Here is a 23,598-nt window from a genome sequence, read left to right as displayed (position 1 = left end):
CCGCCTTGCCTGTGCAAGCGTTTTTAGACGGACTGGAACAGCTCGCCGAGCGGCCGTCAAAAACGGGTTGGCGAGCGCGCGACGCTGAGGGCCGGCCCCTTTACGCCTCCAACACGGAAACGTAGTTCGCTACGGCCGCACCGCCCATATTGAAAATCAGCCCCAGCTTGGCGTTGGGCAGCTGGAGCTCGCCGGCCTGGCCGGTGAGCTGGCGATAGGCGATCGCATGCATGGATACGCCGGTCGCGCCGACCGGGTGGCCCTTGGCTTTGAGCCCGCCAGAGAGATTCACCGGCAGGCGGCCGTCGCGATAGACGCTGCCGTCCTCGATCGCCCGTGCGCCCTGGCCCTTGGGCGCGAGGCCCATGGCTTCGTAGGTGAGCAGTTCGGCGATGGTGAAACAGTCGTGGACTTCGGCGAAGTCGATATCGTCGACTGTGACGCCGGCCTGTTCGAGTGCCATCGCGAATGCGCGTTCGGGGCCTTCGAAGGCCACGAAGTCACGACGGCCCATGGGCAGGAAATCGCTCACGTGCACGGCCGAGCGAAAACGGGCGGCGTTTTGGAAGTTCGCGGCGTTGTCTTCGGCGGTGAGCACGATCGCGGCGGCACCGTCGGTGACCAGTGAGCAATCGGTCAGGCGTAGCGGCGGCGCGATTTCGGGGTTCTTGTCGCTGACCTGGCTGCACGCGTCAAAGGAGAATGCCTTCTGCATATGCGCCAGCGGATTACGCATGGCGTTGTGGTGATTCTTGGCCGCGATATGGGCCATGGCATCGAGCGGGCTGGCATAGCGCTCGGCGTACTGCTGCGCGGCCACGCCGAACACCTGCGGAAAGCTCAGGATCTTTTCATCGTCGTCGTTCTGATAGCCCGCGCCAGCCAGAGCCGTGGTCACATCGGCAGTGGGGCGATGGGTCATTTTTTCGGCGCCGACCACCAGCACGGTCTGGGCCTTGCCGGCGAGAATGGTGTTCATGCCCGCATGGATGGCAGCCGAGCCGGAGGCACAGGCGTTTTCGGCGCGCATGGCCGGCTTGAAGCGCAGCTCCGGATAGGCCTGATGAATCAGCGACGAGGCAAAGCCGTCGGTGACCATGCCGGAATTGAAGTGGCCGAGAAATACCGCATCGATCTGCTCGGGGGCGAGGCCGGATTCTTCTACTGCTTCGCGCGTGGCGGCAACGATCAGCGCTTCCAGGTTGTCTTCGAGCCGGCCGAACTTCGTATGGCCGCTGCCGACGATTGCCACGGTATTGCTCATATCGTATTTCTCGGGTTGAAGAGGTAGGCGCCAAAATCGGGGCGCTTATCCCGACCGTTGTACGAGTGCCGTGAGAATTACGCAACCGCGAAGCGAGCTTTGCTCGAACCGGGCTTCGACAACCGTTGGCGATGCGCGCAAGCGCCGCTGCTATGATCCCGCCCCGCTTTTGTCCTGGATCTGTCTCGTGACCACGCGTCGTCGTATTCTCAAACAACTCACTGCGGGTGCCGCGCTATCAGTGCTCGGTATGCCCGCAGTTCTTGCCCGCGAGGCTGACGATTTTGCGGCCACGATGCACAAGCTCGAAAAGCGTCATGGCGGTCGCCTTGGCGTTTGCGTGCTCGATACCGGCAGCGATCGATATATCGCCCAGCGCGGCGATGAGCGCTTTCTGTTGTGCAGCACGTTCAAGGTTGTCGCCGCGGCGATGATCCTGTCGCGTGTGGACGCGGGCGAGGAGTCTCTCGACCGGCATATCGACTACGCCACGGCCGACCTCGTGACCTATTCGCCCGAAACCGAAAAGCATGCCGGCACCGGCATGACGCTGGGCGCGATCTGTCGTGCCGCAATCACGTTGAGCGACAACACCGCCGGCAATCTCATGCTTCAAAGCCTGGGTGGCCCCAAGGCGCTGACTGCCTTCATGCGTTCACTCGGCGATGACGTGACCCGTCTGGATCGTTACGAAACAGCGCTTAACGAATATACGCCCGGCAACCCGCACGACAGCACCACGCCGCGAGCGATGGTGGGGCTCATGCAGAAGATTCTGCTGGGCGATCGTCTTACTTCGTCCTCGCGCGATCAGCTCATTGCACGGCTCGAAGCCAATGAAACCGGCGACAACCGTTTGCGCGCCGGCCTGAGCGAAAGCTGGCGTATCGGCGACAAGACCGGCTCCGGCGGCAACAACACGGCCAATGATATTGCCATCACCTGGCCCGAAGGCGGCGCGCCGGTACTGATTGCGACGTACTACACGGGCTCAAGTGCGTCGAAAGCACAGCGCGATCGTGTCCTGGCCGACGTAGGCGCCGTTGCGGCGCGCTGGCATGGCATCGGATGAGCGCGTATCGCTGAAATCCGCCATGGATGTACGAGCGTGTTACTGGAAACCGATGGTCAGACATGGAGCATGACTAAGACTCGTCGGCAGGCCGCTGCGCAGCGCCGTCACGATATTCGCGTCCGCTTTGCAAATCGATATAGAAGTGCATGGGTTCGCCGTCGTCAGGATCGAACAGCACGTGGCCATCGTCTTTGATATAGCCGTATATGGGCGGCACCGCGACGTAGCCGGTCTCACTGTCGAGCAGACCGGCGCCGACAGACTTGCCCTCGCTGTTCTTGGCTCGGTAGCCGACGCGGCCAGGGGCCAACGGCAGGCTGTCGATCGCGATGTTCGCCGCTCGAAACACCGAGCGGCGGTTTTCGCTGTCGTAGACGCCCTTGCGGTCCTTGCTATCCGTGCCTGCGTAGCGGTGCGGGCCGAGCGCGCCGCGCCCCATGGCGGCCATGGGCAGCGGCTCGAACGTCAGGTTGGGCGCGAGCACGCCATAGGGCTCGGTATAGCGAAACAGCATGCGCCCGTCGGCGAGCATGCAATAGAAACCTTCGCACCAGCGGCCGTCGCCGTCGAACAGGAACGTGAGCGTCTTGCCGGGCTCGGTCTGGCCGGTGCGCGTCACTCGCGAGACGAGTGCAAACCAAGGACTGTTCGGCACGGGCATGAACGTGGCTACGTTCGTGCCGGCGAAATCCCGTGCCGCGAGGCGTGTGCCGTCCGCGAATCGGTAGTCAGCCAGCGTGGTCGGAAGTGGGTGCGACAGGTCGGGGAACAGATAGAACCGGCCGGCCTCGTCTTCGAAGACGTTTGAACGCGGCACGGTGATCGATTCGCCGTCTTCGGTTTCGAATGGCACGCCGTAGCGTTCGGTATAGACAGGCGCATCGGTTGCTTGGCCGTTGGCGTCGGTGCGGCGGTGGCGTTTGTCATCGATACGCTGCAGAAAATCACCGCCGGCGAGGCGGTCGCGAATATCGTGCGCGACGGCGCTCAAACGGCCGGTGCCGCTGTCGGCATAGAGGGTGTTGTCGATCACCACCGCACCGTCCGGCCAATGGTCGATCCGTAGGTCGCGGGGGCGATGGCGCTCGGGTTCCCAGTCATCGCGCCAGTACTGGCTATCGGCACCGCCCTTTTTGTCGTCGGGGCGGTCGCTTTCATAGAGCGTTTCGCCCGTGGCGGGGTCGTATACCCGCCAGACGGCGCGCGGCACTCGGGTGGTCAGTGTCGGCCCGTTATGCGATGTGCTCAGAATGTTGAATTCCGGCCAGAGGCGCCATTCCCAGACGCGCCACCAGGCGTTGTATTCCGTCTTGGTCACGACGAGCGCGGCATACGGCGTGTCGATGAACTCCATGGCGGCATAGTCGAAATCCAGTGCCATATGGCCGTGGGCGTCGACCAGCCCCCAGCGATCCTTGGCGGTGGCGACGGGCGCAAAACCGTGGTTGCCGGGTCGGGCTGTTTGAAAGCGCGGCTCGATGAGTAGTTGTTCGTCGCGGGTCGAGAAGCCGAACTGCCCGTCGGCGCCGCGCCACGGCACCATCCGAGTATCGGGTGCCTTGTCGTCAGGCGTGCTACACGCGGCCAGAGCAAGCGCCAGCAATGCGAGCAGTACCGTACGGGTCAGCAGGCGACGCCGGCTGCGAACAGACGTAGGCGTTGTCGTCATCGCGGCACGGTGCTGTCTTTCGCCGCCGAAGAGGCAGGCTCGAACAAACGCCCACAGAGGGCGCCCGACGCCAGCGCGATCGGGGTGAAGACGACGGCTTGTATGTTCTCTACGTCCGGGGTCCATAGCGCTATGGCTGCGACCTGGAGCAGCCAGCCCAGCGTGCCGGCAAGCGCGCCAATACCCCATCGGCTGCGATGGCCGCTGTGATATTTCATCCAGCCGTACAAAGCACCGGCCATGGCCGCCGAGGGGCCGGCAAAGAAATAGGCGAATATCGAGAAGAACAGCCAGCTGCCGATTACCTCATCTAAGCTAACCGGCATGTCCAACGCCGACGCCGACGCCGCGAGCATCGGCAGCACCAACAGAGCCGTGCCGACCGGCGGTCCAGCCAGGGCGAATCGCCAGGTGCCGGCCCAGATCGGGCCCAGTAGGCCCCGATTACCCGAGCGTCGGTGCAGTGAATGATCCCGAGCCGGGTGGTGGTCAATTGTCATGTGGCACCAGGCGGGCGGGGTCGCTGCATAGTCTGCCCGACTACGCCGTCCCCTCGCCACGATCGATCGTGGACAATTTTATGCTCAAAGTTCTTCAATATCATGCGCTTGTGTTTTTCGCGTAAGATGAGCTGGCAATGCCGACAAGGAGTTTCAGCGCTTGCCCTCATCTTCGGTTCGTATCGGCTGTGCGCTTTTTGTCGTCGCCGGTATAAGTCCGCTTTCAGGTTGTAGCGACGGCGGCACGGCCGTACTCGAGTTCGGCGAAAGCGATCCGCTCAACGGCGGCATGCGGCCGATTCCCGCAAGCCTCAGGGTTTCCGTCGACGAGCGGTTCGGCCAATTCGGCGAGCTGCGGCTCGAATCGATGGAGCCGCAGGAAATCCCGTACGAGAGCAAGAACAACCCGGGCACGACGTTCTACAAGCATCGCTATCGCATGCGACTGACCTTCGTCGACGATCTCGACGCCAGTCAGCGTCAGTCGATACGAGATATCTTCGACGAGCTGCACGACGCACGCGAAAACTGGCCGCCTGGAATCACGGTGGACGGCGACACCAGTCAGGTAGCGCTAGGCCATGGCGGCGCATCGCTGATCTATTTCAAGCAATACCGCTATGGCATCGAGATGCCGGCCACCAATAATCCGACGCACTGCATCGTCCGGCTCGAATTCGAGCCACCACTACCAGTCGATTTCGACACCTTCGATGCCGCGGCCAGAAAACATGCGATCGATTTCGAGTATGCGCCCTTGCACGAGGCCTTTACATCGGATCGCTTCGAGGTGAGCCAATCCCATGGCACCGGTTTCGGCGTCTCGCCCACGCTGCACCATGTAAGACTGGATTTTGGCGTCATCGGTGATGCCATCGACATGGGGCCGGGCCGCGGCGGCATGGCTTCGAGCGGCAGTCACGACGAGTGCAACAAACGTGTCGCCGAAACCGGCCGTCCGTTTTCTTTCGACATCGGCTGGACGTTCGATCGCGTGGTCGATGCCGAACTGGATTTCGCCGAAAGCGGCTAACGCCTGTACGACATCAAACACGTGCTCAGCTGCGCGGCGGCCAGTTCTTGAACTGCTTGGGCCGCGGCGGCGCATAGGTGCGGCTCTTGGAGGTGCTCAGGCCCTGGCGGACCAGCCCTTCGGCCAGACACACGGCGGCGGCCACGCCGTCGATCACCGGCACGCCGGTCCGTTCGATCACCCGCTGGGTGAGCCCCGACATGCCGCCACAGCCCAGACAGATCGCCTCGGCCCGGTCCTCTTCCACGGCGGCCACGGCCTGTTCGACGATACGCTCGATAGCGGCGTCGGGGTCGCGTTCGAGATCGAGCACGGCCAGTCCGCTGGCGCGTACCGAGGCACAGCGGCGATCGAGGCCGGCCAGCAGCAGGCGGTCTTCGATCAGCGGTACGGCCCGGTCGAGGGTGGTGACCACCGAATACTTGTGGCCGACGAACATCGCGCTCGCCGCGGCGGCTTCAGTTATATCCACCACCGGCACGTCGAACAGCTCCTGTAGACCTTCGCGGCCGTGCTCGCCGTAGCCGGCCTGGATGATGGCATCGTATTCGCCCTCGTAGGCACGAATGGTTTCCATTACCGCGACCGCGGCCACATAGCTTTCATAGTTGCCTTCGACCGATTCGGCGCCAAAGGCCGGCGTGAGCGCGACGATTTCGGTGCCGGGGGCGGCCACGCGCCGCGCCTGGGCGGCGATGGCATCGGTCATGGAAGCGGTGGTGTTGACGTTGGCGATGAGAATTCGCATGCAATGCTCTTTTAAGTTAGGGAGCCTCTGATCTGTTCATACACGGTTCGCGTTTGTGTCCCAAAAGGCCTCGATACAAGGCGCATGGCGCCGCGTCATAGCCATTCTATGACCAAGCCATGCAACGCCGTAGCGGGGCCTTTTGGGCCAAACCGCCCTGCGGCAGGGCTTTTGCGCGCGCCTGAGCGGCGCGCATTCTTGTTTATTTGCAATCAGCAAACTGCGGCTCGCGGATGCTCGTTGGTCGCGCGCAAAAGACTCCGGCGCGACCGTGCATGAATAGATCAGAGGTTCCTCAGATACCGGGGCGCGAAATGCCCGCGCCGCTCACGTCGTTGAAGCGCTGGCCGCGCGGTACGATCAGCAGATACAGCACGGCCGCGATTGCCGCGCCGAAGAACCACGAAAAACCGGCCACGCTTTCAAACGCGGGCACGAGGGCGATCACCACGCCGACGATGGCAGCCGGGATCAGCGCGGCGAAAGCGCGCCGATGGACGCCGCCGGTGTAGTGGTAGTCGCCGTCCGGGCGTTCGCTGTAGAGGTCCGGCACATTCACGCGCTCGCGGCGCAGCAGCCAGTAGTCGGCCATGATCACGCCGAAGAGCGGCCCGAGCACAGCACCCAGCCCGCCCAAGAAATACTCGATCACCAGCGGGCTGTTGTAGAGGTTCCAGGGCAGAATCACCGCGCCCAGCACCGCGCTGATCACGCCAGCGCGTTTGAAGTTGAGCGCGCGCGGGGCGATATCGGCCAGGGTATAGATCGGGGCCACGAAGTTGGCCACGAGATTGACCGCCACGGTGAGCACGATCAGCGCCAAACTGGCCGGGATCTGCAGCCAGGGCTGGGCCATGCTGCTCACAATATCCGCCGGGCTCTGGATGATTTGGCCGTCGATTTGAAACTGGGCGCCGGCGAGCACGACCACGATCGCTGCGAACAGCATCATGTTGAGCGGAATACCGGCCAGGTTGCCCACCACGATCGCGCGCCGGCTCTTGGCACAGCGGGTGAAGTCGCTGAAATTCAGGGCGAAGGTGGCATAGATGACCACCCACAGGCCCGCGCCGGCGAAGATCTTCTGCCACATCGCGGCACCGGTAAGCGGCTCATCGATCGACCACGCCATGGTGAAGTTGGCCTGGGCGAGCACCCAGATCGCCAGCAGCGCCATGGTGGTGAGAATCACCGGCCCGGCCAGCGATACATAACGGCGCACCATGGCCATGCCATAGCTCACGATCACCACCTGCAACAGCCACAGGGCCGAAAACGATATCCACCCGAGCAACGACAGACCCAGTACCTGGGTCTGTTCCAGTGAGGCCAGCCCGGGCGCGATCGTCACCAGCACCACGTTGAGCACTTCCGCGGCCAGAAATGTCTGAATACCGAACCACACGATGGCCACGGCGCCGCGGGCAATGGCGGCAATACGCCCGCCGTGGATACCAAAGGCGATACGGCTCATCACCGGAAAGGGCACGCCCGTACGCTCGCCGACAAAGCCGGAGAGCGTGAGCATGCCGAACAGCACGATCGCGCCAATGAGCATGGTGGTCATGATTTGCCAGGCGCCCAGGCCCAGCGCGAACAGCCCGATCGCGAAGGTGTAGTTGCCCAGGCTATGCACATCGTTTGCCCAGAGCGTAAACACGCTATAGGCGCCCCAGGGGCGAAAATCACGCTGCACGGGGGCGAGGTCGTTGTTGTACAACCGCGGGCTGGGCTTGGGCACGTCGCTCGGCCGGCCGGTGTAGTCGGTATTGGCCGGGCTCGCTGTGGAAGTGTGATCGCTCATTGATCGCCTCCCGCCAGCGACTCGGGCACATCGACCACTATGGTCGCGTCGAGCGGCACTTCGTCGCAGTTGGCTTCGGGGCCGGCGCGGTGGACCTCCAGGAATTCGCAGACACGATCGAGCGCGATCATCGGGTGGTGCCACACGCCGCGCCGGTAGTTGATGCCCTGATCGCCGTTGGCCACGAAGGCCCGCAGCGTATCGGCCGTGGGCACATCGCCGGCCGGTGCGACGACGACGATATAACGCTGGCCGTCGACCGGTACGAAAGCCTGGCTGGACAGCGGATGACGCTCCATCAGGCGCAGATCCACGGGCAGCGTTTCCGGCTGGCAGCGCATACGGCTGATGGTCGGGCGCCCGCCCTCGGCATCGAGTTCGAGCGTGGCCAGATCGGCGAAGCGTTCGCCCATGCCCTGATTGATGGCGTTCGGCGTAGTCGTGGATTCGATCACGTCGCCGAACGGCGCGAAGGTCTCGGCGCGCAGCGGCTCGGCCTGCAGTAATGTAGGCCGGCCGGTACGGGTGGTGTGGGGCATCGGTTCTCCTCCGAACTCGTGTTTCTGCGAACCGCTGAAGCGATTCTTTTATGTGTTCTTGTTATAGGGATGCGTGGCGCGCCAGTGGCGAGCGATCTCCTGGCGCTGACACACCCAGACATCGTCGTGGGCGCGCACGTAGTCGAGAAAACGCGCGAGCGCGGCCGCGCGCGCCGGGCGTCCGGCGACGCGACAATGCAGGCCAACCGACAGCATCTTCGGCGCGTCTTCGCCCTCGGCGTAGAGCACGTCGAAGGCATCTTTTAGATAGGTATAGAACTGCTCACCGCTGTTGAAACCCTGCGGGGCCACGAAGCGCATGTCGTTGGTGTCGAGCGTGTAGGGCACGATCAGGTGCGGCTCGTCGTTCACCGTGCCGTTGACCGTTTCCCAGTAGGGCAGGTCGTCGGCGTAGGAATCGGCGTCGTAGAGAAAGCCGCCGTGTTCGGCTACCAGCCGGCGCGTATTCGGCCCGCAGCGGCCGGTATACCAGCCCACCGGCGTTTGGCCCGTCGTACGCTCGATGGCATCGACGGCCTTGGCGATATGCTCGCGCTCGGTGGCCTCGTCGACGTATTGATAATCGATCCAGCGCCATCCGTGCGAGGCGATTTCAAAGCCGGCATCGACCATTGCCTGCGCCGCCTGCGGGTTGCGTTCCAGGGCCATGCCGACGGCAAATACCGTCGCGGTCAGGTCGCGTTCGGTGAACAACCGCAACAGCCGCCAGAAGCCGGCGCGGCTGCCGTATTCGTAGAGCCATTCCATGCTCATATGGCGCACGCCTTCGCGTGCCTCGGTGCCCACCATTTCGGATAGAAACGCTTCGGCGGCCGGGTCGCCGTGGAGGATGTTGTTCTCAGCGCCTTCTTCGTAGTTGATGACGAACTGCACCGCGATGCGGGCGTTACCCGGCCACTGCGCATGTGGCGGTTGGCCGGCGTAGCCGATCAGGTCGCGCGGATAGGGGGCGTTGGCGGTATCGGTTTCGCTCATGACAACGGTGTCCTGGTCTGTGTGATTCGGCGGCTGCGTCAGCGCGCCCGGCCGAGCATGTCGGCCAGCGCGGCGGGTTGCGGCGGGTCGAGTTCGAGGGCGTCGAGGCAGGCCATCAGGTGCGCGCGCATCGCCCGGCGTGCGGTGGCGGCATCGCCGGCTTCGATGGCGTCGAGCAACGCGTCGTGGGCGTCGTGCGAGCACAGCGCGGCATCGCGTGGGCGGTACAGGGCGATGATCAACGACGTCTGGCCGATCAGCTCGTCGAGAAATTCCTGCAATACGGTATTGCCGTGCAGACGCGCGAGGGCGCGATGGAAGTCGCCGGATTCGGCGATCGACTCGGCCGCGTCCGCCTCGTCGGTTGGCGTGTCGTGATCGTGGGCCAGCGTGTCGCGCAGGGCGGCGATGTCGGCTGGTGTGAGGCGCGTCATGCTCTCTTCGAGCATGGCGGCTTCGAGCGTGGCGCGGGCAGCGAACACCTCGCGGGCTTGGGCCGCGCTGGGCTGGGCCACACGGGCGCCGCGGTTGGGGCGAATTTCCACCAGCTTGCGGCTGGACAACTGAAACAATGCCTTGCGCACCACCGTGCGGCTCACCTCGTACAGCTCGCCGAGGCGTTCTTCGGACAACCGCGTGCCCGGCGGCATGCGCTGGTCGTAGATCGCACGGGTAATATCCGCCTCGATCCGGCGATCGATGGGCAGTGCCTTGTCTTCGTTATCGCTCACGAGCGCGTCCCCGGCCGGGCCAGTGCGTCCATGCGCGGATGCCGGTTCACGTCCTTGTAGAGCAGATAGCGAAAACGCCCCGGCCCGGCGGCATAGCAAGCCTGTGGGCAGAAGGCGCGCAGCCACATGAAATCGCCGGCCTCGACTTCGACCCAATCCTCGTTGAGCTGGTAGATCGCCTTGCCTTCGAGCACGTACAGGCCGTGCTCCATCACATGTGTTTCCGAAAACGGAATCACGCCGCCCGGCTCGAAGGTCACGATCGTCACATGCATGTCGTGCGACAGATCGTCGGCATCGACAAAGCGACTGGTCGCCCACACGCCGTTGCAATCGGGCATGTAGTCGGGGGCCACATCGTCATCGTGGGTGACGAACGACGCGGGGGCTGCAATGCCCGCCACCGGCTCATAGGCCTTGCGTATCCACTGAAAACGCAGCGGGTTGTTGCCATTGTTGTGCAGCGACCATTTCGTATCGGGTGCGATGAACACATAGCTGCCGGCATGCAACGTGTGCGTTGCCTCGCCCAGCGTCAGCTCGGCGGCGCCCGAAAGCACGAACAGCACGCCTTCCACGCCCGCTTCCGGCTCGCCCTGATCGCAGCCGCCGCCGGGGCCGACTTCCATTGCGTACTGGGCAAAGGTCTCGGCAAAGCCGGTCATCGGCCGGGCCAGAATCCAGGCTCGTGTCTCGCGCCAGTGCGGCAGCTTGCTGGTGACGATATCCCGCATCGTGCCGGCCGGAATAACGGCATAAGCGTTTTTGAATACCGCGCGATCGACCGTGCGAGCGGTCTGTGGCGGCAAGCCGCCGGGCGGAAAAGCGTAGCTGCGGTCGGTCATCGTCGGGTATCGCTGGCTATAAACATGAATGGATCCTAATGACAATAATAATTGGATACAATTTGCTTTGTGCGTAGTAGACAATTGTCGTAGGCAGACCGGTGAGACGTTATATCGGTTCGCTCGTGCAGCGCGGCATACGCGCTTCACATGCCGTTTGGGGCGGGGACGGGGAGTCGAAGCGGAGCTTCATGCAAGCCTGGTCACCAAGACCTTGAGCGGGCGGGAAGCGGCCGCTAGCGCCGCCATCGTGCAAGTGGCGGGCTAACCGGCGAACTGGGAAGAAAGCGCGCTACGACAGGTAGCCGGCGCGGCGTTTGGCGGCCTAGCGCTGCTGTTCCAGCAATGCGTCGCGCCGCAGGTGGTGGTAGAGCATGTCCACGAAGGCCTGAATCTCGGTGCTGTCGCTGGCATCGACACGAAGCACGCCGATATCCATACCGGGCACCTCGGCGTCGAGCGTGCGCCGGGAGAGGTGTTCGCCGTCGAGCGTCCACGGGCGGAACACCATGTCGGACAGAATGGTGATGCCGACATTGCGTCCGACCATGCTACGTACCGCTTCGATAGAGTGGCTCTGGAAAACGACCTCCGGCCGTACCGGGCTGGCCTGCCAATAGCGCGACCAGGTGCTGATGTGTTCGTCCATCTCAAGTAATACGAAGGGATACGCAGCGACGTCGACAAGCGAGATCTTGTCTTGCTGTAGCAGCGGATGGCCCGGGCTCAGCCACAGCCGACGCGGTGATGAAAAGAGCACGTCGCAGCGCAAGGCTGGGTCGGCTGCGATGTTGTCGGTGACCATCACGCCCAGGTCGAGTTCGCCGTTTTTCACCCGTCGCTGCATGCCGGCGATATCGTCTTCGATATAGGTCACCGACAGCTCGGGCAGCATGGTTTGTTGCCAGCGCAGCAGGCGCGGCAACAGATAAGCCGAGATGGTTTCGGTCACGCCCACCCGCAGGCGTCCGGTAAGGTTGGCCGGTTCGTTGTCGAGGTTAAGACGGGCCTCTTCGACGGTTTGCAGGATGCGCGTGGCGTACTGTTGCAGGCGTCGGCCGCTGTCGGTGGGCGTGAGGCCGCGGGCATGGCGGATGAACAGCTGCTTGTCGACATCTTCTTCCAGCCGATGCAACGAGGCCGACATCGACGGCTGCGAAATATGACAGCGCTGGGCGGCTTCGGAGAGCGAGCCGCTGTCGACGACCGCTAGAAAATGGCGCAGCTGTTGCAGCTTCATGTATAGGTTTTTTCTATATCTAGGGCTCGAAAATACATATTAGATTGTTTTGAAGCGACGCCGGTACGGTTCCAGTATGGGGGATCGCAGGACAGGCCAACGGTGATGCGTCGTGTGCCAGGCTATTGCACTTTGTGCCGCTCGCGCTGCGGCACGCTCAATACCGTGGACGGCGATCGGCTGCTATCGGTTGCGGCTGACCCTACGCATCCCACCGGTCAGGCCACCTGTGCCAAGGGTCGTGCCGCGCCGGAACTGGTGCATAGCCGCGAACGCATTCTCTACCCGTTGCGGCGTACCCGCCCCAAGAGCGACGCTGACCCCGGCTGGCAGCGTATCGGCTGGGATGAAGCGCTGACCGAGATCGCCGACAAACTGGCCGACTACCGCGATCGGCACGGCGCGGAAAGCGTGGCCTTCTCCGTGACCACGCCCAGCGGCACGCCCATGTCCGACAGCATCGACTGGGTGGAGCGCTTCATTCGTCGTTACGGCAGCCCGAACACGATCTATGCCACCGAGCTATGCAACTGGCACAAGGATGTCGCGCACCAGTTCACCTTTGGCTGCGGCATGCCCGCGCCCGACTATGCGCAGGCGCGCCTGAGTATCCTGTGGGGGCACAATCCGTCGAGCGTATGGCTGGCCGAGGCGTCGAAGCTGGCCGAAGGCGGGGATGATCACGCGCCGCGCGCACTGCTGGTTGTGGACCCGCGCGCAACGCCGCATGCCCGGGCGGCCGACCTGTGGTTGCAGATCAAACCCGGCACCGACGATGCGCTCGCGATGGGGCTTGCCCGTTTGCTGGTGGCCGACGCGCATGTCGATACGGATTTCGTGCGTCGCTGGAGCAATGCGCCGTTTCTCGTGAACGAAGCGACCGGCCGTTTTCTGCGTGCGGAAAAACTGAATGCGGCGCGTACCGGCTTCGTGGTCTGGTCGCAGGCCCAGGCGAAGCCTGTATGTGTGGATACGTCGGTGGCCATGGACGAGGCGTTGGCTGGCGACGCCGCGCTCGACGGACGGTATGGCATCGCGCTCGCAGCAGGACGCGTCGTGCGGGCACGCCCGGCGTTTTCTCATTATCGATACGCCTGCGAGCAATGGACGCTTGCCCGCACGGCTGAGGCCACCGGCCTGGCGCCGGACGATATTCTGCGCGCCGCCGAGATGATTGCCGACGCTGGCACGGCGGTGAGCTATCACGGCTGGACTGGTATCGGCCAGCATGCGAACGCCAGTCAGACCGACCGCGCGATCGCCACGCTCTATGCGCTCACCGGTAGTTTCGATTGCGTGGGCGGCAACCGGATCTACGGGCCGCTGCCGATCAACCGCGTGAATCACATCACGCTGCTGGAACCCGCCCAGCGCGCCAAGGCACTCGGCATCGACGACCGGCCACTCGGCCCGCCGGCATCCGGCTGGGTCACCGCGGCCGATGTCTACGACGCCGTACTCGATGAAAAACCGTACGGCGTGCACGCGCTGTTCGGCTTCGGCGGCAATTTTCTCGCGTCACAGCCGGATGTGGAGCGCGGCCAGCGCGCGCTCGAAGCGCTGGAATTTCATGTGCATTGCGACCTGTTTCATACGCCGACCAATGCCTATGCCGACATCCTGCTGCCCATCAATACGCCATGGGAACGCGAAGGCCTGCGCCCCGGTTTCGAGATCGATGCGCGCGCGGCCGGCCTTGTACAACTGCGCCAGCGCATGGTCGCGCCGCGTGGCGAATCGCGTGCGGACTACGACGTGGCGCTGGACCTGGCCTGCCGCCTGGGCATGGCTGATGATTTCTTCGGTGGCGATATCGAGGCCGGCTGGAACCACATGCTCGCGCCGTTGGGCCTCGACGTGGCCACGCTGCGTGCCGAGCCCGGCGGTCGCGTTGTCGATATCGACGTCAGCGAGCGCAAATACGCACGGGCCACGGCCAGCGGCGAAGTGACCGGGTTTGCGACACCGACACGGCGGGTCGAATTCTATTCCGAGCGTTTGCACAGCCACGGCTATTCGGCCGTGCCCCAGGCGTGCGGGCCACCGGCGCCCGATAGCCGTTGGCCACTGCGCCTGACCACCGCCAAGGACGGCTACTACTGTCATTCGCAGCATCGCCAGATCAGTTCCCTGCGCCGGCGCTCGCCCGATCCGCGCGTGGCGTTATCGGCTGTGGCGGCGTCCGAGCGCAATATCGTCGGCAGCCAGTGGGTTGCCCTCGACGGACAACGGGGGCCGATACGCCTGCGCGCCCGTGTGGACGACACGCTCGCCGATGACGTCGTGGTGGCAGATTACGGCTGGTGGCAAGCCTGTGATGACCTCGGCCTGCCCGGCGCGCCAATCGCCGGTAGCGGCAGTTTCAATCTCAATGCCGTGATGGACGGCAACGCGCGGGATCCCATCAGCGGCGCAATCGCCTTGCGCAGCGCGCGCTGCGATGTGCGTGCGCTGGCATTCGGCGCCTGTTGGACCGGCTATCGCGATTTTCGGGTTGCCGCGATCGAGCGCGAAGGCGATGCTGTGGCCAGCGTTTATCTGGAAGCGGTCGATAACGCGCCCCTGGCCGGTTTTCGACCGGGCCAGCATCTGCCACTGCGTTTCACCTTGGCCGATGGCAGCGTGGCCGAACGCTTCTATTCGCTGTCGGATGCGGCGCTCGATACGCCAACGCGCTATCGCATCAGCGTCAAACGCCTAGCCCAAACGCCGCAGAACGCGGCGGGGCAGGTTTCCACGCATATCAACGACGCCCTGGGCGAGGGCGATATCGTGCAGGCGCGTATGCCGGCCGGGCGCTTCACGCTGCCTACGCGCCACGACGCACCTATCGTGCTCATCGCCGGCGGCATCGGCATCACGCCGTTTCTGTCGCTGCTGGAAACACTGGCCGCGACCGATGCGCAAACCATGCCGGAAATCCATCTGATCCATGCCAATCGCAACCGCGCAACGCATGCGTTTGCTACGCGTTTGAAAGCGCTCGAGGCCTTGCTGCCACGCCTTGAAGTCGTCGATGTGTATAGCGAACCGCAGGCCGGCGACGCCCTCGGGCGCGATTACGACGCCGATGGCTATGTGGATGACCGGCTCATCCCGGCGGACTGGATCGCCCGGCGGGCGCGCTTCTATCTATGCGGGCCGGCACCGATGATGACGCAAGTACGCGAACGGCTTACCGCGCGCGGCGTATTCGATTTCGAGATCTTTTCCGAAGCGTTTACATCGCCCGCGCCGGTCGACCGTGCCGGGCTGTCGGCGCAGACGGTCACGCTCAAGCGCTCGGGCGTGAGCTTCACCTGGACGCCCGAGCAGCACTCCATTCTCGACAGCGCCGCCGCCCAGGGCATCGAACTGCCCAGCGGCTGCCGGGCCGGCCAGTGTGAAAGCTGTGCGCTCAAACTCGTGGCCGGCCGTATCCAAACCGCGGTCGACACCAGCGCGCTCGACGAAGATATCTGCCTGACCTGTCAGGCTGTACCGCTCACGCTGATCGAGCTGGACGCATGAGCGCGCCGCGTTTCGCCATCATGCCATTGCCGCCAGCGGCGACCTGTTGCTCTCTTTTTATGTGGATGCCCCGATGTTGAACCTGGATGCCCAAACCGCCCGCCGCAATCTGCCCTTCGAGCGCCTCGTGCCGGCGCTGCGCGATGCCTTTGTCGCCGGCTGTCAGGCGCCCGAACGCCACCACCACCATGGCGTAGGCAATGCCGACGACAGCACGCTGTTGCTCATGCCGGCGTGGTCCGAGCGTTATATGGGCATCAAGGTGGTGAGTGTGTTTCCCGGTAACGGCAAGCGTGGCATGCCCGGACTGCATGCCAGCTATCTGCTGTGCGATGCCGATACCGGCAAGCATCTCGCGCTGATCGACGGCGACCAGATCACCGCCCGCCGTACCGCCGCGGCCTCGGCACTCGGTGCGTCTTATCTCGCCCGCGAAGATGCACGGGAACTGCTCATCCTCGGCGCCGGCCGGATCGGCTCGCTCATGGCAGACGCCTACGCGAGCGTGCGGCCGATCGAGCGCGTTCGGGTCTGGAACCCGACCCGGGCAAACGCCGATCGCCTCGTACGCGACCTCAACGATCAGGGTTTCGATGCCCAGGTCGCCACCGACCTTGAAGCCGCGGTGCGCCGGGCGGATTGCGTGGTGGGGGCCACGCTGTCCACCGAGCCGCTCATTCGCGGCGCCTGGCTGCAGCCGGGTGTGCATGTCGATCTCATCGGCAGTTTTTCGCCGGTCATGCGCGAAGCCGACGACGACGTGTTCGCGCGAGGGCGCGTGTTCGTCGACGTATTCGGCGCCCTGCATGAAAGCGGCGATCTGATCGAACCGATTCGCAGCGGCGCGCTGGCCGAAGCCGACATACAGGCCGATCTGGCCAGCCTGTGCCGCGGCGACAATCCCGGCCGCGAACACGACGACGAGATCACCGTGTTCAAGGCCGTCGGTACCGCGCTGGAGGATCTGGCGAGCGCCACGCTCATCTACGAAGCACGCCAGACCTGATTTTCAATCGATAAGAGCCCACCGGCTCTGGAAAGGGGGATTTCCATCATGTTCAGTGCACTCACCCGCGGCTGTGTCCGCGTCTTCGACCGCTATCTACCGGATCCGCTGATCCTGGTACTGATCATCACGCTGATCGTGTTCGCGGCGGGCATGATCTTCCAGGGCCACGGCCCGGTCGCCATGCTCGGCTTCTGGCAGGACGGCTTCTGGAACCTGCTCAGCTTCGCCATGCAGATGGCGCTGATGCTTGTTACCGGCTTCACTGTCGCCAAGACGCCGCTGTTCATGACTCTGGTGTCGCGTATCGCCACGGTCGCCCGCACGCCGATTCGCGCGGTGATCATGGTGGCGTTCGTATCGCTGATCGTCACCTGGTTCAATTGGGGCATCGGCCTGGTGGTCGGCGCGATCCTCGCACGCGAAATGGCCCGCCGCGTGGAAGGCGTGGATTACCGCCTGCTGGTGGCCAGTGCCTATGCCGGCTTCATCATCTGGCATGCCGGCCTGTCGGCCGCCGCACCGCTGGTCGTGGCCACGCCCGGGCACTTTCTGGAAGAACAGATCGGCATCATCTCTACGGGCGAGACGATTTTCAGCCCGCTCAATCTCATCATCTGTGCGGTCATCCTCGTGCTGCTGCCCGTGGTCTGCGGCTTCATGATGCGTGGCCTCAAGAACCCGGTCACGGTCAAGGCCGAGCAGCTCGCCGACGAATCCGCGACTGCGACGGCAGCTGATGAAGAAACACGGCCGGCCGAACGCCTGGAACAGTCCAAATGGTTGGCCTGGATCAGCGCCGCGCTGGGCTTTGCCGCAGTCATCACCTATGCCGTGGGCGGCGGCGGGCTGAACCTAAATATCGTGATCTTCGTGCTCATCTTTCTGGGCCTGGCCCTGCACGGCAGCCCGAAGCGTTATCTGGAAACGCTGGACGAAGCCGTACGCGGCGTGGCTGGCGTGCTCATCCAGTTCCCGTTCTACGCCGGCATCATGGGCATGATGAAAGCCTCCGGCCTCGCGGCCCTCATGGCCAGCGGCTTCGTGAGCATCTCCTCCGCTCACACGCTGCCACTCGTGAGTTTCCTCTCCGCCGGCTTTATCAATATCTTCATTCCCTCCGGCGGCGGCCAGTGGGCCGTGCAAGGTCCCATCCTCATGGAGGCCGCGCAATCGCTGAATGCCGATATCGGCGACGTGATCACCGGCTTTGCCTGGGGCGACGCCTGGACCAACATGATCCAGCCCTTCTGGGCACTGCCGGCGCTCGCCATCGCCGGCCTCAAGGCCCGCGACATCATGGGTTTCTGTGTGGTCATCATGCTGGTTACCGGCGTGGCCATCGGCGGGCTATTGCTGATCTAAAACAGCCGGCCTGCGCGGCGCGCGCCGTTTGGCGCGGCGCCGCCGGCGGCACGCCGTAAAAAACACGCCCGCCGCCCCCGTTGCGGTAACAAACGTATCCATTGGCCCGCGTTGATTTGCCCCGAATCTGCGACCAATGACTAATCAAGGCCCGCTACCGCGGGTCTTTTCTTTGCGCCCGGTTTTATGGAATGTTCTCTACTTGGCCTCGCAGCTACGCCTGCGCCGGCCCAGCGCGCGGCACGCCGCGCGAGACGAGGGGGAACATGAACTATCCAATCATCGCCGCGCTGGCATTACTCGCCGGCGCTACCACGGCTGCACAAGCCGATCCCGCCAACGCGCTCGGCCGAGCCGTGGGCAGCTTCAGCAGCGGCGTCAGCCAGGCCGCCATGCAGCCGCTGATCAACAGCCAGCCGCAATGGGTCACCATCGCGCCGCGTTCCAAGGAAGAATGCTTCGCCGAGTCCAATGATGTGATCAATTCCACCTTCGTCCGCTGTCGTCGCGGGCGTCAGGAATTGACGCGGTTTGACGCGGCGGGGAATCGAGTGGTGTTGAGCGAGCGAGGGATTCCGGAGTGGTGAACGCTAAAAACCTAATCGGCGAAGCTGGCTATTCGTATAGGAACGTGCCAAGCCGGCCGGATCCGCATATCGTGGAGATTGGTTTATTGCTATGCGAAAAGTGCCGTTAGCGCTATACCTAGCTTCGTCCGTATACTTGGCGTTGGGCACTAAGTAGAGCAATAGAATGCTTTTGACAGCGCAAGACCTACGATCAATCGCAGTCAGCTTGATAACTGCGGGACTCATCTATCTGGTAAGTCGCTGGTGGAAATATCGAACTAAAAAATCGCTTCGCCGTAAAATCAAAGACTTGTCGGAGCAGGAAGAATGGCTTGATGCTGTAGCGCCATCCTTTGAGAAAACGACGTTGTTTTGTTTTAAGATGGTTTTTTTCTTAGTCTTGCTAATTTGCATCGCGCTGATTATTGACCCAGTTGTCGCCTTCGTCACCGGAGCTTCCAATTTATCGGTATTTCTGAAGCTCAGCGTACTTAGCATGGCGGCGATGTTCGCGATTCTGGCATTAACCCGGCTAGAAGATATTCGTAAATACCCAGATAGCAAAGAAAAGCTAAATAAGAAGCTCAAAGCCCTTAAAGAGCGCTCAGAGAATATTACGGAATGAGCGCCCAACGAATCGCTGCAGTTGACCGCCCAAAGCGCTGCCGCGCTTCGGTCGGCAACTGAGCTTCGGCGTTAGCTTTACAAGAAGGAGATCAGCAGTATGGCAACCACCGTTATTTCTATCGGGCCGTTTCGCGACGTCCATGACATTGATGTCGCGACAACCAATGGGCGTCGTTGCACCATCGACATATACAAGAATGATAGCGGCTTTGACTCAGAAGTAACCATTCTTGATAGTGTTTCAAGCCCGTCAGGTAGCTGGGTGTACAGCACAAAGCCAGCAAGCGACTCTGCTATGGATAATTTTGATGCGGCTATCGAGCTTATTAAAAAATATCTTTCGCAAGTAGATCCACAGGATTCAATCAAATATGTTCATAATCCATGCAACACGCCATTTATAAGCGAAGCAGACCAGAACAGTGTTCTTTCAAATAAAGGGATTTCTCTCAGTGTTCGGGTCAATTAAAGCTAACAAAGCAATTAAGTTCGCTCCCTGCGGTCGCCGGACGCTCGTTCCTCGCGCCGCTTATTGCGGGCGTTAGAGATGTATAAACGAGGGAGGAAGTGATGGCTCAATACAAATACGGAAGCTATCTTTCAAAAGGGAATAGTGACGAATACGACGCTGAATACAGCCCGGGCGATACATGCAACAACTCGGGCATTTACCGATGCAAAGTATGTGGCGATGAGATCGCATCAAATAAGGGGAATCCTTTCCCTCCCCAGAATCACCACCAACATTCCGCGGGAAGTGGGCCGATCCGCTGGAAACTTCTAGTCTTCGCACAGCAAAAGAAAAATTGAAGCTCTAACAAATCGCTGCAGTTGACCGCCCAAAGCGCTGGCGCGTTTCGGGTTCCCTCCGCGGCCTTCGGCCGCTCCGGCGGCAACTGAGCTTGGGCGTTATACACAGGGGGAGAAATGGAAGCAGAGTTTTCTTGGAAAAATTTCAGTTCGTCACCGAGGTTCAAACGGCGCTTATCAACCACGCGATCAATAGGATTCTAGAGGACGACGCGAAAGAGAAGAGGCATATCTTTTCTGCTACTGGAACCTTAATAAATATGGACGATGCGTTTTACGCGGCGGAGCGTATTCCGCGAGGTAAGTCGGCGCACGAGGCTGCCAGCGAATTTGTAGGTTTCGTTTGCGATGAATCGTATGACTCAAGAGTAAACGCACCTACGTGGTTCGCGCGCTACTAGTGCATAACGAATCGCTGCAGTTGACCGCCCAAATCGCTATCGCGCTTTGGGTTCCCTCCGCGCTTCGCGCTCCGGCGGCAACTGAGCTTCGGCGTTAGGCGAAATAATGAACGACGAAAAAAAGCCTTACTACGATTACGAGCAATATTCGGCCTCACTGTCGAATATCCTCGATGAAGCCTCAAAAGAGTATTGGTCTCAGCATATCGATATCAACCGCCATCAAATAATGGTGGCAAGAACGTATCTGTGGGTAGCTGCCGCCTTGCTAGGGGCATTTTTTACCAGCTACAGTTTCATCTATAGCAATGTCGAGACTTCTCCGGGGCCATGTTCAATATTGCTATTTGTTTTATCAGTTCTACTTTCTGCTGCAGCCTTTGGGTTGTGCTTGTATGCCCTGCCGGGTAGAAGGGGCTATCTAAAGATTGGCCCTGGTTGGCGTATTCTTGCGCACGACGCTTACAAATCATTAAAAGATGAGTGTGAAACAATTCACGCAAATACTTTGACTAGCCTTATTGAGGAGATTGATAGGGCTGTAGACTACGGGAGCAACACTAACCTCAAGCGCGCTAAATTGCTTCGCTTCGTGAGTTGGCTGTTGATCGGCTCTTTTGTAGTTGCTTGTTTTTCGTGCTCGATCTATTTCATCAAAGTCGTAACAGCGTAGGAGGAAGATATGGCCGAATCGGATGGCAATAATAACGGTGAAAAGCCCGCTCCAAAAGTTCCTGAGCCGAAGATCCCTGACGAATCAAGGCAGCGAAGAATTGTGACTGAAAGCGATGAAAGATCGCGTCGAAGAAAATTTGTCACAGATAACGACAAAAACAAGCGATAGCCTAACGATACGCTGCAGTTGACCGCCCGAAGCGCTGCCGCGCTTTGGGTTCCCTCCGTGGCCTGCGGCCCCTCCGGCGGCAACTGAGCTTAGGCGTTAGATATAGGGGAAAATTCGAATGGGCTCAAAAGCTGTTCCAGACTGTGACAAGGTTGAAGGGAATGAGCCAGCTTGCCCTGACTGCGGCACGAGGCTCTACCTGGAGAATTGCGTTAGTCCAGGGCGTCCCGAGGGGTTACCCAATTGTTTGTGGGTATGCACTTGTCCTGAGTGCGGTTGCCAACAAAAGTGCTGCTGCAAGCGCGAAGGGCCTAGCCCGAAAAACAGACCCCGCCGCAAAGCTACTCCTTAAATTCTAACTCACAGCTATCTAACATAGCGCTGCAGTTTACCGCCCAAAACGCTGCCGCGTTTTGGGTTCCCTCCGCGGCCTGCGGCCGCTCCGGCGGCAACTGAGCTTCGGCGTTGGGTATCAGAGCCAGACTATGTGGAGTGCCTGAATGTTTATCCTTCTTGAAAAAAAGCAAGAAATATCTGAGGCACACGCCACTCTCAAAGCAACTGTCCAGAAGAGCCTCGTTAGGCCTGATGTCAGAAACATAGGCTATCCAGGCGGTACAACTTACGATGCCAAGGTTTATACGAACGGTGAGTACTGGTTCTGGAGCAGCAAACTTAAGGAAGAAACGCCAAATCCCCGTCAACTAAACTGGTTCGGTGTATACGAGGCAGCTGGCGGGTTGCAAATTTCAGTAGAGATCAACACGCCGTTTTCTGGTGCAAATAGACAGGTATCTGGTTATTTCGCCCGTAACCCAGATGACGGCCAAGTTTATCTAATGCACTCGGGTCGGGTTGGTGGCGGTACCAAAGGCGTTGGTAAATCCGCATTTTTAGCATGGAGCAACCACACATTGGCTCCCGCTATGGACTCAGAAGGTAATCAGCGCTTTGGCGTTGTAGTTATGCCCATTAATGGAGTAAACGCAACTCGCTCAGCCATTCAATATATTGAAAGCATTGTCGAGTTTAAGATAGCCGTCCGAAACGGCGAGATATCCACCGCTGACTTTCAACGAAAGCTGAGTGCGTTTGAAGACTACTATGCAGAGTCATTCGGACGTAGGAAAGGGCGCAGGAAGTCGAAAATCGACTACCTTTCACGCCACGGCGAAGTAGTTGAGGCACTGAAATTATGGAGGGAGAAAAAGCGCTTAAACGAAAAATCGCGCTTTGTAAAAAATGTACAGATTGACCTTGGATTAGAGGTAGGTGGAATTTTATCTGAGTTATACGAAGTAAAAACCAGTAGTAGCCGCTCTGACCTGTACACGGCAATCGGCCAATTAGTTGTTCACTCATGTGGTTTTAGCGCACGAAGGCATCTCGTCCTACCAAGCCCAGCGAATATCCCGCCAGATATAGAAGCCTCACTGAGCGAGCTTCAAATTCAGGTAATTCAGTACGAGCTAACCAAAGATGAGGCTCATATAAAATGACACCCAACAAAACCATGGAGAGGGACGCATTTTCCGCTACGCGCTTCGCGCTCCACTCCAAATGCGGCCCTCATGGTTGGCGTTAGCTATCATGAAAAAGTACGATAAAGAATCGATATCCCGAGGGTTCTTGCGTAGAGCGGAAGATGCCGAACGCTATCTCCGGGAAGTGAGAGCCAAGTTAAAGGATAACCCTTCGTATAAGCATGTTCATGATGACCATCTAGCGAAGTTTTACGTTTATAACTATCTGCATGGCAGAACATTTCTGGAATCTGAGTCCATGCTTGTTGCCGAACTCGGACGCCTGCAGGCCTTGGACTTCCCAGCCCCAAGAGAAGCTTTCTCGTCGGAGCGCTTTGAACTGTATCGCCAAGCTTATCTAAACGAGGTGCTGACGAGCTTCGAAAACGGGCCGAGTGAAAGCTAACAGTTCGCTGCAGTTGACCACCCAAAGCGCTGGCGCGCTTCGGCCGGCAACTGAGCTTGGGCATTATACGTTATGAATGACAGCACCAAAGGG

General features: G+C 61.0%; 22 protein-coding genes. 12 read left to right on the top strand and 10 right to left on the bottom strand.

Features of this window, described 5'->3' with window-relative positions; all coding sequences use genetic code 11:
* Positions 1-100 precede the first annotated feature (100 nt).
* Entirely contained in the window at positions 101-1,264 is a 1,164-nt protein-coding gene (locus SSPSH_RS04150; RefSeq protein ID WP_006913856.1) for an acetyl-CoA acetyltransferase, read from the bottom strand.
* Between the two features lie 187 nt (positions 1,265-1,451).
* On the opposite strand from SSPSH_RS04150, the gene bla reads away from it, so the two are divergent.
* Positions 1,452-2,336 carry a class A beta-lactamase gene (bla, locus tag SSPSH_RS04145; RefSeq protein ID WP_006913855.1) on the top strand — a complete coding sequence of 295 codons (885 nt, stop codon included), beginning with the start codon at positions 1,452-1,454 and terminating at the stop codon, positions 2,334-2,336.
* Positions 2,337-2,409: 73 nt separating this feature from the next.
* Here bla and SSPSH_RS04140 read toward each other — a convergent pair whose 3' ends face one another.
* Both SSPSH_RS04140 and SSPSH_RS04135 read right to left on the bottom strand, forming a co-directional pair.
* Positions 2,410-4,008 (bottom strand): WG repeat-containing protein, encoded by a 1,599-nt coding sequence (locus tag SSPSH_RS04140; RefSeq protein ID WP_021031396.1) that lies wholly within the window; start codon positions 4,006-4,008, stop codon positions 2,410-2,412.
* Positions 4,005-4,508 (bottom strand): hypothetical protein, encoded by a 504-nt coding sequence (locus SSPSH_RS04135; RefSeq protein WP_006913853.1) that lies wholly within the window; start codon positions 4,506-4,508, stop codon positions 4,005-4,007. Before SSPSH_RS04135 ends, SSPSH_RS04140 begins: the two co-directional genes overlap by 4 nt.
* Positions 4,509-4,668: 160 nt before the next feature.
* Here SSPSH_RS04135 and SSPSH_RS04130 point away from each other — a divergent pair, with 160 nt between their 5' ends.
* Positions 4,669-5,541, top strand: a complete 873-nt coding sequence (locus SSPSH_RS04130; protein ID WP_006913852.1) for a hypothetical protein — start codon at positions 4,669-4,671, stop codon at positions 5,539-5,541.
* 25 nt (positions 5,542-5,566) lie between these two features.
* On the opposite strand, the gene SSPSH_RS04125 is transcribed toward SSPSH_RS04130, so the two are convergent.
* The 7 genes from SSPSH_RS04125 to SSPSH_RS04095 form a co-directional block, all read right to left on the bottom strand.
* The gene (locus SSPSH_RS04125) at positions 5,567-6,289 is read right to left on the bottom strand and encodes an aspartate/glutamate racemase family protein (protein ID WP_006913851.1); all 723 of its coding nucleotides are present in this window, start codon (positions 6,287-6,289) and stop codon (positions 5,567-5,569) included.
* Positions 6,290-6,584: 295 nt separating this feature from the next.
* Complete coding sequence (locus SSPSH_RS04120) at positions 6,585-8,093, bottom strand: NCS1 family nucleobase:cation symporter-1 (RefSeq protein WP_006913850.1); 1,509 nt, start codon at positions 8,091-8,093, stop codon at positions 6,585-6,587.
* Positions 8,090-8,632: an ureidoglycolate lyase gene (locus tag SSPSH_RS04115; RefSeq protein WP_006913849.1), complete on the bottom strand. Its 543-nt coding sequence runs from the start codon at positions 8,630-8,632 to the stop codon at positions 8,090-8,092. The genes SSPSH_RS04120 and SSPSH_RS04115 overlap by 4 nt, the downstream gene beginning before the upstream one ends.
* Positions 8,633-8,680: 48 nt before the next feature.
* Positions 8,681-9,628, bottom strand: coding sequence for an allantoinase PuuE (puuE, locus tag SSPSH_RS04110; protein WP_006913848.1), 948 nt, complete (start codon positions 9,626-9,628; stop codon positions 8,681-8,683).
* Positions 9,629-9,666: 38 nt separating this feature from the next.
* Positions 9,667-10,359 carry a GntR family transcriptional regulator gene (locus SSPSH_RS04105; protein WP_021031395.1) on the bottom strand — a complete coding sequence of 231 codons (693 nt, stop codon included), beginning with the start codon at positions 10,357-10,359 and terminating at the stop codon, positions 9,667-9,669.
* Positions 10,356-11,204, bottom strand: coding sequence for a bifunctional allantoicase/(S)-ureidoglycine aminohydrolase (locus SSPSH_RS04100; RefSeq protein ID WP_006913846.1), 849 nt, complete (start codon positions 11,202-11,204; stop codon positions 10,356-10,358). Before SSPSH_RS04100 ends, SSPSH_RS04105 begins: the two co-directional genes overlap by 4 nt.
* A 325-nt stretch (positions 11,205-11,529) precedes the next feature.
* Complete coding sequence (locus SSPSH_RS04095; protein ID WP_006913845.1) at positions 11,530-12,444, bottom strand: LysR family transcriptional regulator; 915 nt, start codon at positions 12,442-12,444, stop codon at positions 11,530-11,532.
* A 105-nt stretch (positions 12,445-12,549) separates the two neighbouring features.
* Between SSPSH_RS04095 and SSPSH_RS04090 the strand changes: the two genes are divergently transcribed.
* The 10 genes from SSPSH_RS04090 (at position 12,550) to SSPSH_RS04055 (ending at position 23,505) form a co-directional block, all read left to right on the top strand.
* Positions 12,550-15,954, top strand: coding sequence for a molybdopterin-dependent oxidoreductase (locus SSPSH_RS04090; protein WP_006913844.1), 3,405 nt, complete (start codon positions 12,550-12,552; stop codon positions 15,952-15,954).
* 73 nt (positions 15,955-16,027) lie between these two features.
* On the top strand, positions 16,028-16,960 hold the full coding sequence (lhpI, locus tag SSPSH_RS04085) for a bifunctional Delta(1)-pyrroline-2-carboxylate/Delta(1)-piperideine-2-carboxylate reductase (protein WP_006913843.1): 933 nt from the start codon (positions 16,028-16,030) through the stop codon (positions 16,958-16,960).
* 48 nt (positions 16,961-17,008) lie between these two features.
* On the top strand, positions 17,009-18,325 hold the full coding sequence (locus SSPSH_RS04080) for a short-chain fatty acid transporter (RefSeq protein ID WP_006913842.1): 1,317 nt from the start codon (positions 17,009-17,011) through the stop codon (positions 18,323-18,325).
* A gap of 266 nt (positions 18,326-18,591) precedes the next feature.
* Positions 18,592-18,912 carry a hypothetical protein gene (locus SSPSH_RS04075; protein WP_006913841.1) on the top strand — a complete coding sequence of 107 codons (321 nt, stop codon included), beginning with the start codon at positions 18,592-18,594 and terminating at the stop codon, positions 18,910-18,912.
* Positions 18,913-19,078: 166 nt separating this feature from the next.
* Positions 19,079-19,519, top strand: coding sequence for a hypothetical protein (locus SSPSH_RS04070; RefSeq protein WP_021031394.1), 441 nt, complete (start codon positions 19,079-19,081; stop codon positions 19,517-19,519).
* A 99-nt stretch (positions 19,520-19,618) separates the two neighbouring features.
* Positions 19,619-19,990 carry a hypothetical protein gene (locus tag SSPSH_RS18675; protein ID WP_021031393.1) on the top strand — a complete coding sequence of 124 codons (372 nt, stop codon included), beginning with the start codon at positions 19,619-19,621 and terminating at the stop codon, positions 19,988-19,990.
* Positions 19,991-20,838: 848 nt separating this feature from the next.
* On the top strand, positions 20,839-21,405 hold the full coding sequence (locus SSPSH_RS04060; RefSeq protein WP_006913838.1) for a hypothetical protein: 567 nt from the start codon (positions 20,839-20,841) through the stop codon (positions 21,403-21,405).
* A 9-nt stretch (positions 21,406-21,414) separates the two neighbouring features.
* On the top strand, positions 21,415-21,576 hold the full coding sequence (locus SSPSH_RS18840) for a hypothetical protein (protein ID WP_153802873.1): 162 nt from the start codon (positions 21,415-21,417) through the stop codon (positions 21,574-21,576).
* 500 nt (positions 21,577-22,076) lie between these two features.
* Positions 22,077-23,075, top strand: coding sequence for a hypothetical protein (locus tag SSPSH_RS18305; protein WP_021031391.1), 999 nt, complete (start codon positions 22,077-22,079; stop codon positions 23,073-23,075).
* 91 nt (positions 23,076-23,166) lie between these two features.
* Positions 23,167-23,505, top strand: coding sequence for a hypothetical protein (locus SSPSH_RS04055; protein ID WP_021031390.1), 339 nt, complete (start codon positions 23,167-23,169; stop codon positions 23,503-23,505).
* The last annotated feature ends 93 nt before the right edge of the window (positions 23,506-23,598 follow it).

Origin of the sequence: Salinisphaera shabanensis E1L3A (genome assembly GCF_000215955.2) — a bacterium.
Lineage (GTDB): Bacteria > Pseudomonadota > Gammaproteobacteria > Nevskiales > Salinisphaeraceae > Salinisphaera > Salinisphaera shabanensis.
The sequence above is the reverse complement of the archived record's forward strand: the minus strand, read 5'-3'. Positions and strand labels throughout refer to the sequence as shown.

Coding starts and splice junctions, on each gene's coding strand:
- SSPSH_RS04150 (WP_006913856.1), bottom strand. CDS start 1,264: ATGAGCAATACCGTGGCAATCGTCGGCAGCGGCCATACGAAGTTCGGC.
- SSPSH_RS04140 (WP_021031396.1), bottom strand. CDS start 4,008: ATGACGACAACGCCTACGTCTGTTCGCAGCCGGCGTCGCCTGCTGACC.
- SSPSH_RS04135 (WP_006913853.1), bottom strand. CDS start 4,508: ATGACAATTGACCACCACCCGGCTCGGGATCATTCACTGCACCGACGC.
- SSPSH_RS04125 (WP_006913851.1), bottom strand. CDS start 6,289: ATGCGAATTCTCATCGCCAACGTCAACACCACCGCTTCCATGACCGAT.
- SSPSH_RS04120 (WP_006913850.1), bottom strand. CDS start 8,093: ATGAGCGATCACACTTCCACAGCGAGCCCGGCCAATACCGACTACACC.
- SSPSH_RS04115 (WP_006913849.1), bottom strand. CDS start 8,632: ATGCCCCACACCACCCGTACCGGCCGGCCTACATTACTGCAGGCCGAG.
- puuE (WP_006913848.1), bottom strand. CDS start 9,628: ATGAGCGAAACCGATACCGCCAACGCCCCCTATCCGCGCGACCTGATC.
- SSPSH_RS04100 (WP_006913846.1), bottom strand. CDS start 11,204: ATGACCGACCGCAGCTACGCTTTTCCGCCCGGCGGCTTGCCGCCACAG.
- SSPSH_RS04095 (WP_006913845.1), bottom strand. CDS start 12,444: ATGAAGCTGCAACAGCTGCGCCATTTTCTAGCGGTCGTCGACAGCGGC.
- SSPSH_RS04090 (WP_006913844.1), top strand. CDS start 12,550: ATGCGTCGTGTGCCAGGCTATTGCACTTTGTGCCGCTCGCGCTGCGGC.
- lhpI (WP_006913843.1), top strand. CDS start 16,028: ATGTTGAACCTGGATGCCCAAACCGCCCGCCGCAATCTGCCCTTCGAG.
- SSPSH_RS04080 (WP_006913842.1), top strand. CDS start 17,009: ATGTTCAGTGCACTCACCCGCGGCTGTGTCCGCGTCTTCGACCGCTAT.
- SSPSH_RS04075 (WP_006913841.1), top strand. CDS start 18,592: ATGAACTATCCAATCATCGCCGCGCTGGCATTACTCGCCGGCGCTACC.
- SSPSH_RS04070 (WP_021031394.1), top strand. CDS start 19,079: ATGCTTTTGACAGCGCAAGACCTACGATCAATCGCAGTCAGCTTGATA.
- SSPSH_RS18675 (WP_021031393.1), top strand. CDS start 19,619: ATGGCAACCACCGTTATTTCTATCGGGCCGTTTCGCGACGTCCATGAC.
- SSPSH_RS04060 (WP_006913838.1), top strand. CDS start 20,839: ATGAACGACGAAAAAAAGCCTTACTACGATTACGAGCAATATTCGGCC.
- SSPSH_RS18840 (WP_153802873.1), top strand. CDS start 21,415: ATGGCCGAATCGGATGGCAATAATAACGGTGAAAAGCCCGCTCCAAAA.
- SSPSH_RS18305 (WP_021031391.1), top strand. CDS start 22,077: ATGTTTATCCTTCTTGAAAAAAAGCAAGAAATATCTGAGGCACACGCC.
- SSPSH_RS04055 (WP_021031390.1), top strand. CDS start 23,167: ATGAAAAAGTACGATAAAGAATCGATATCCCGAGGGTTCTTGCGTAGA.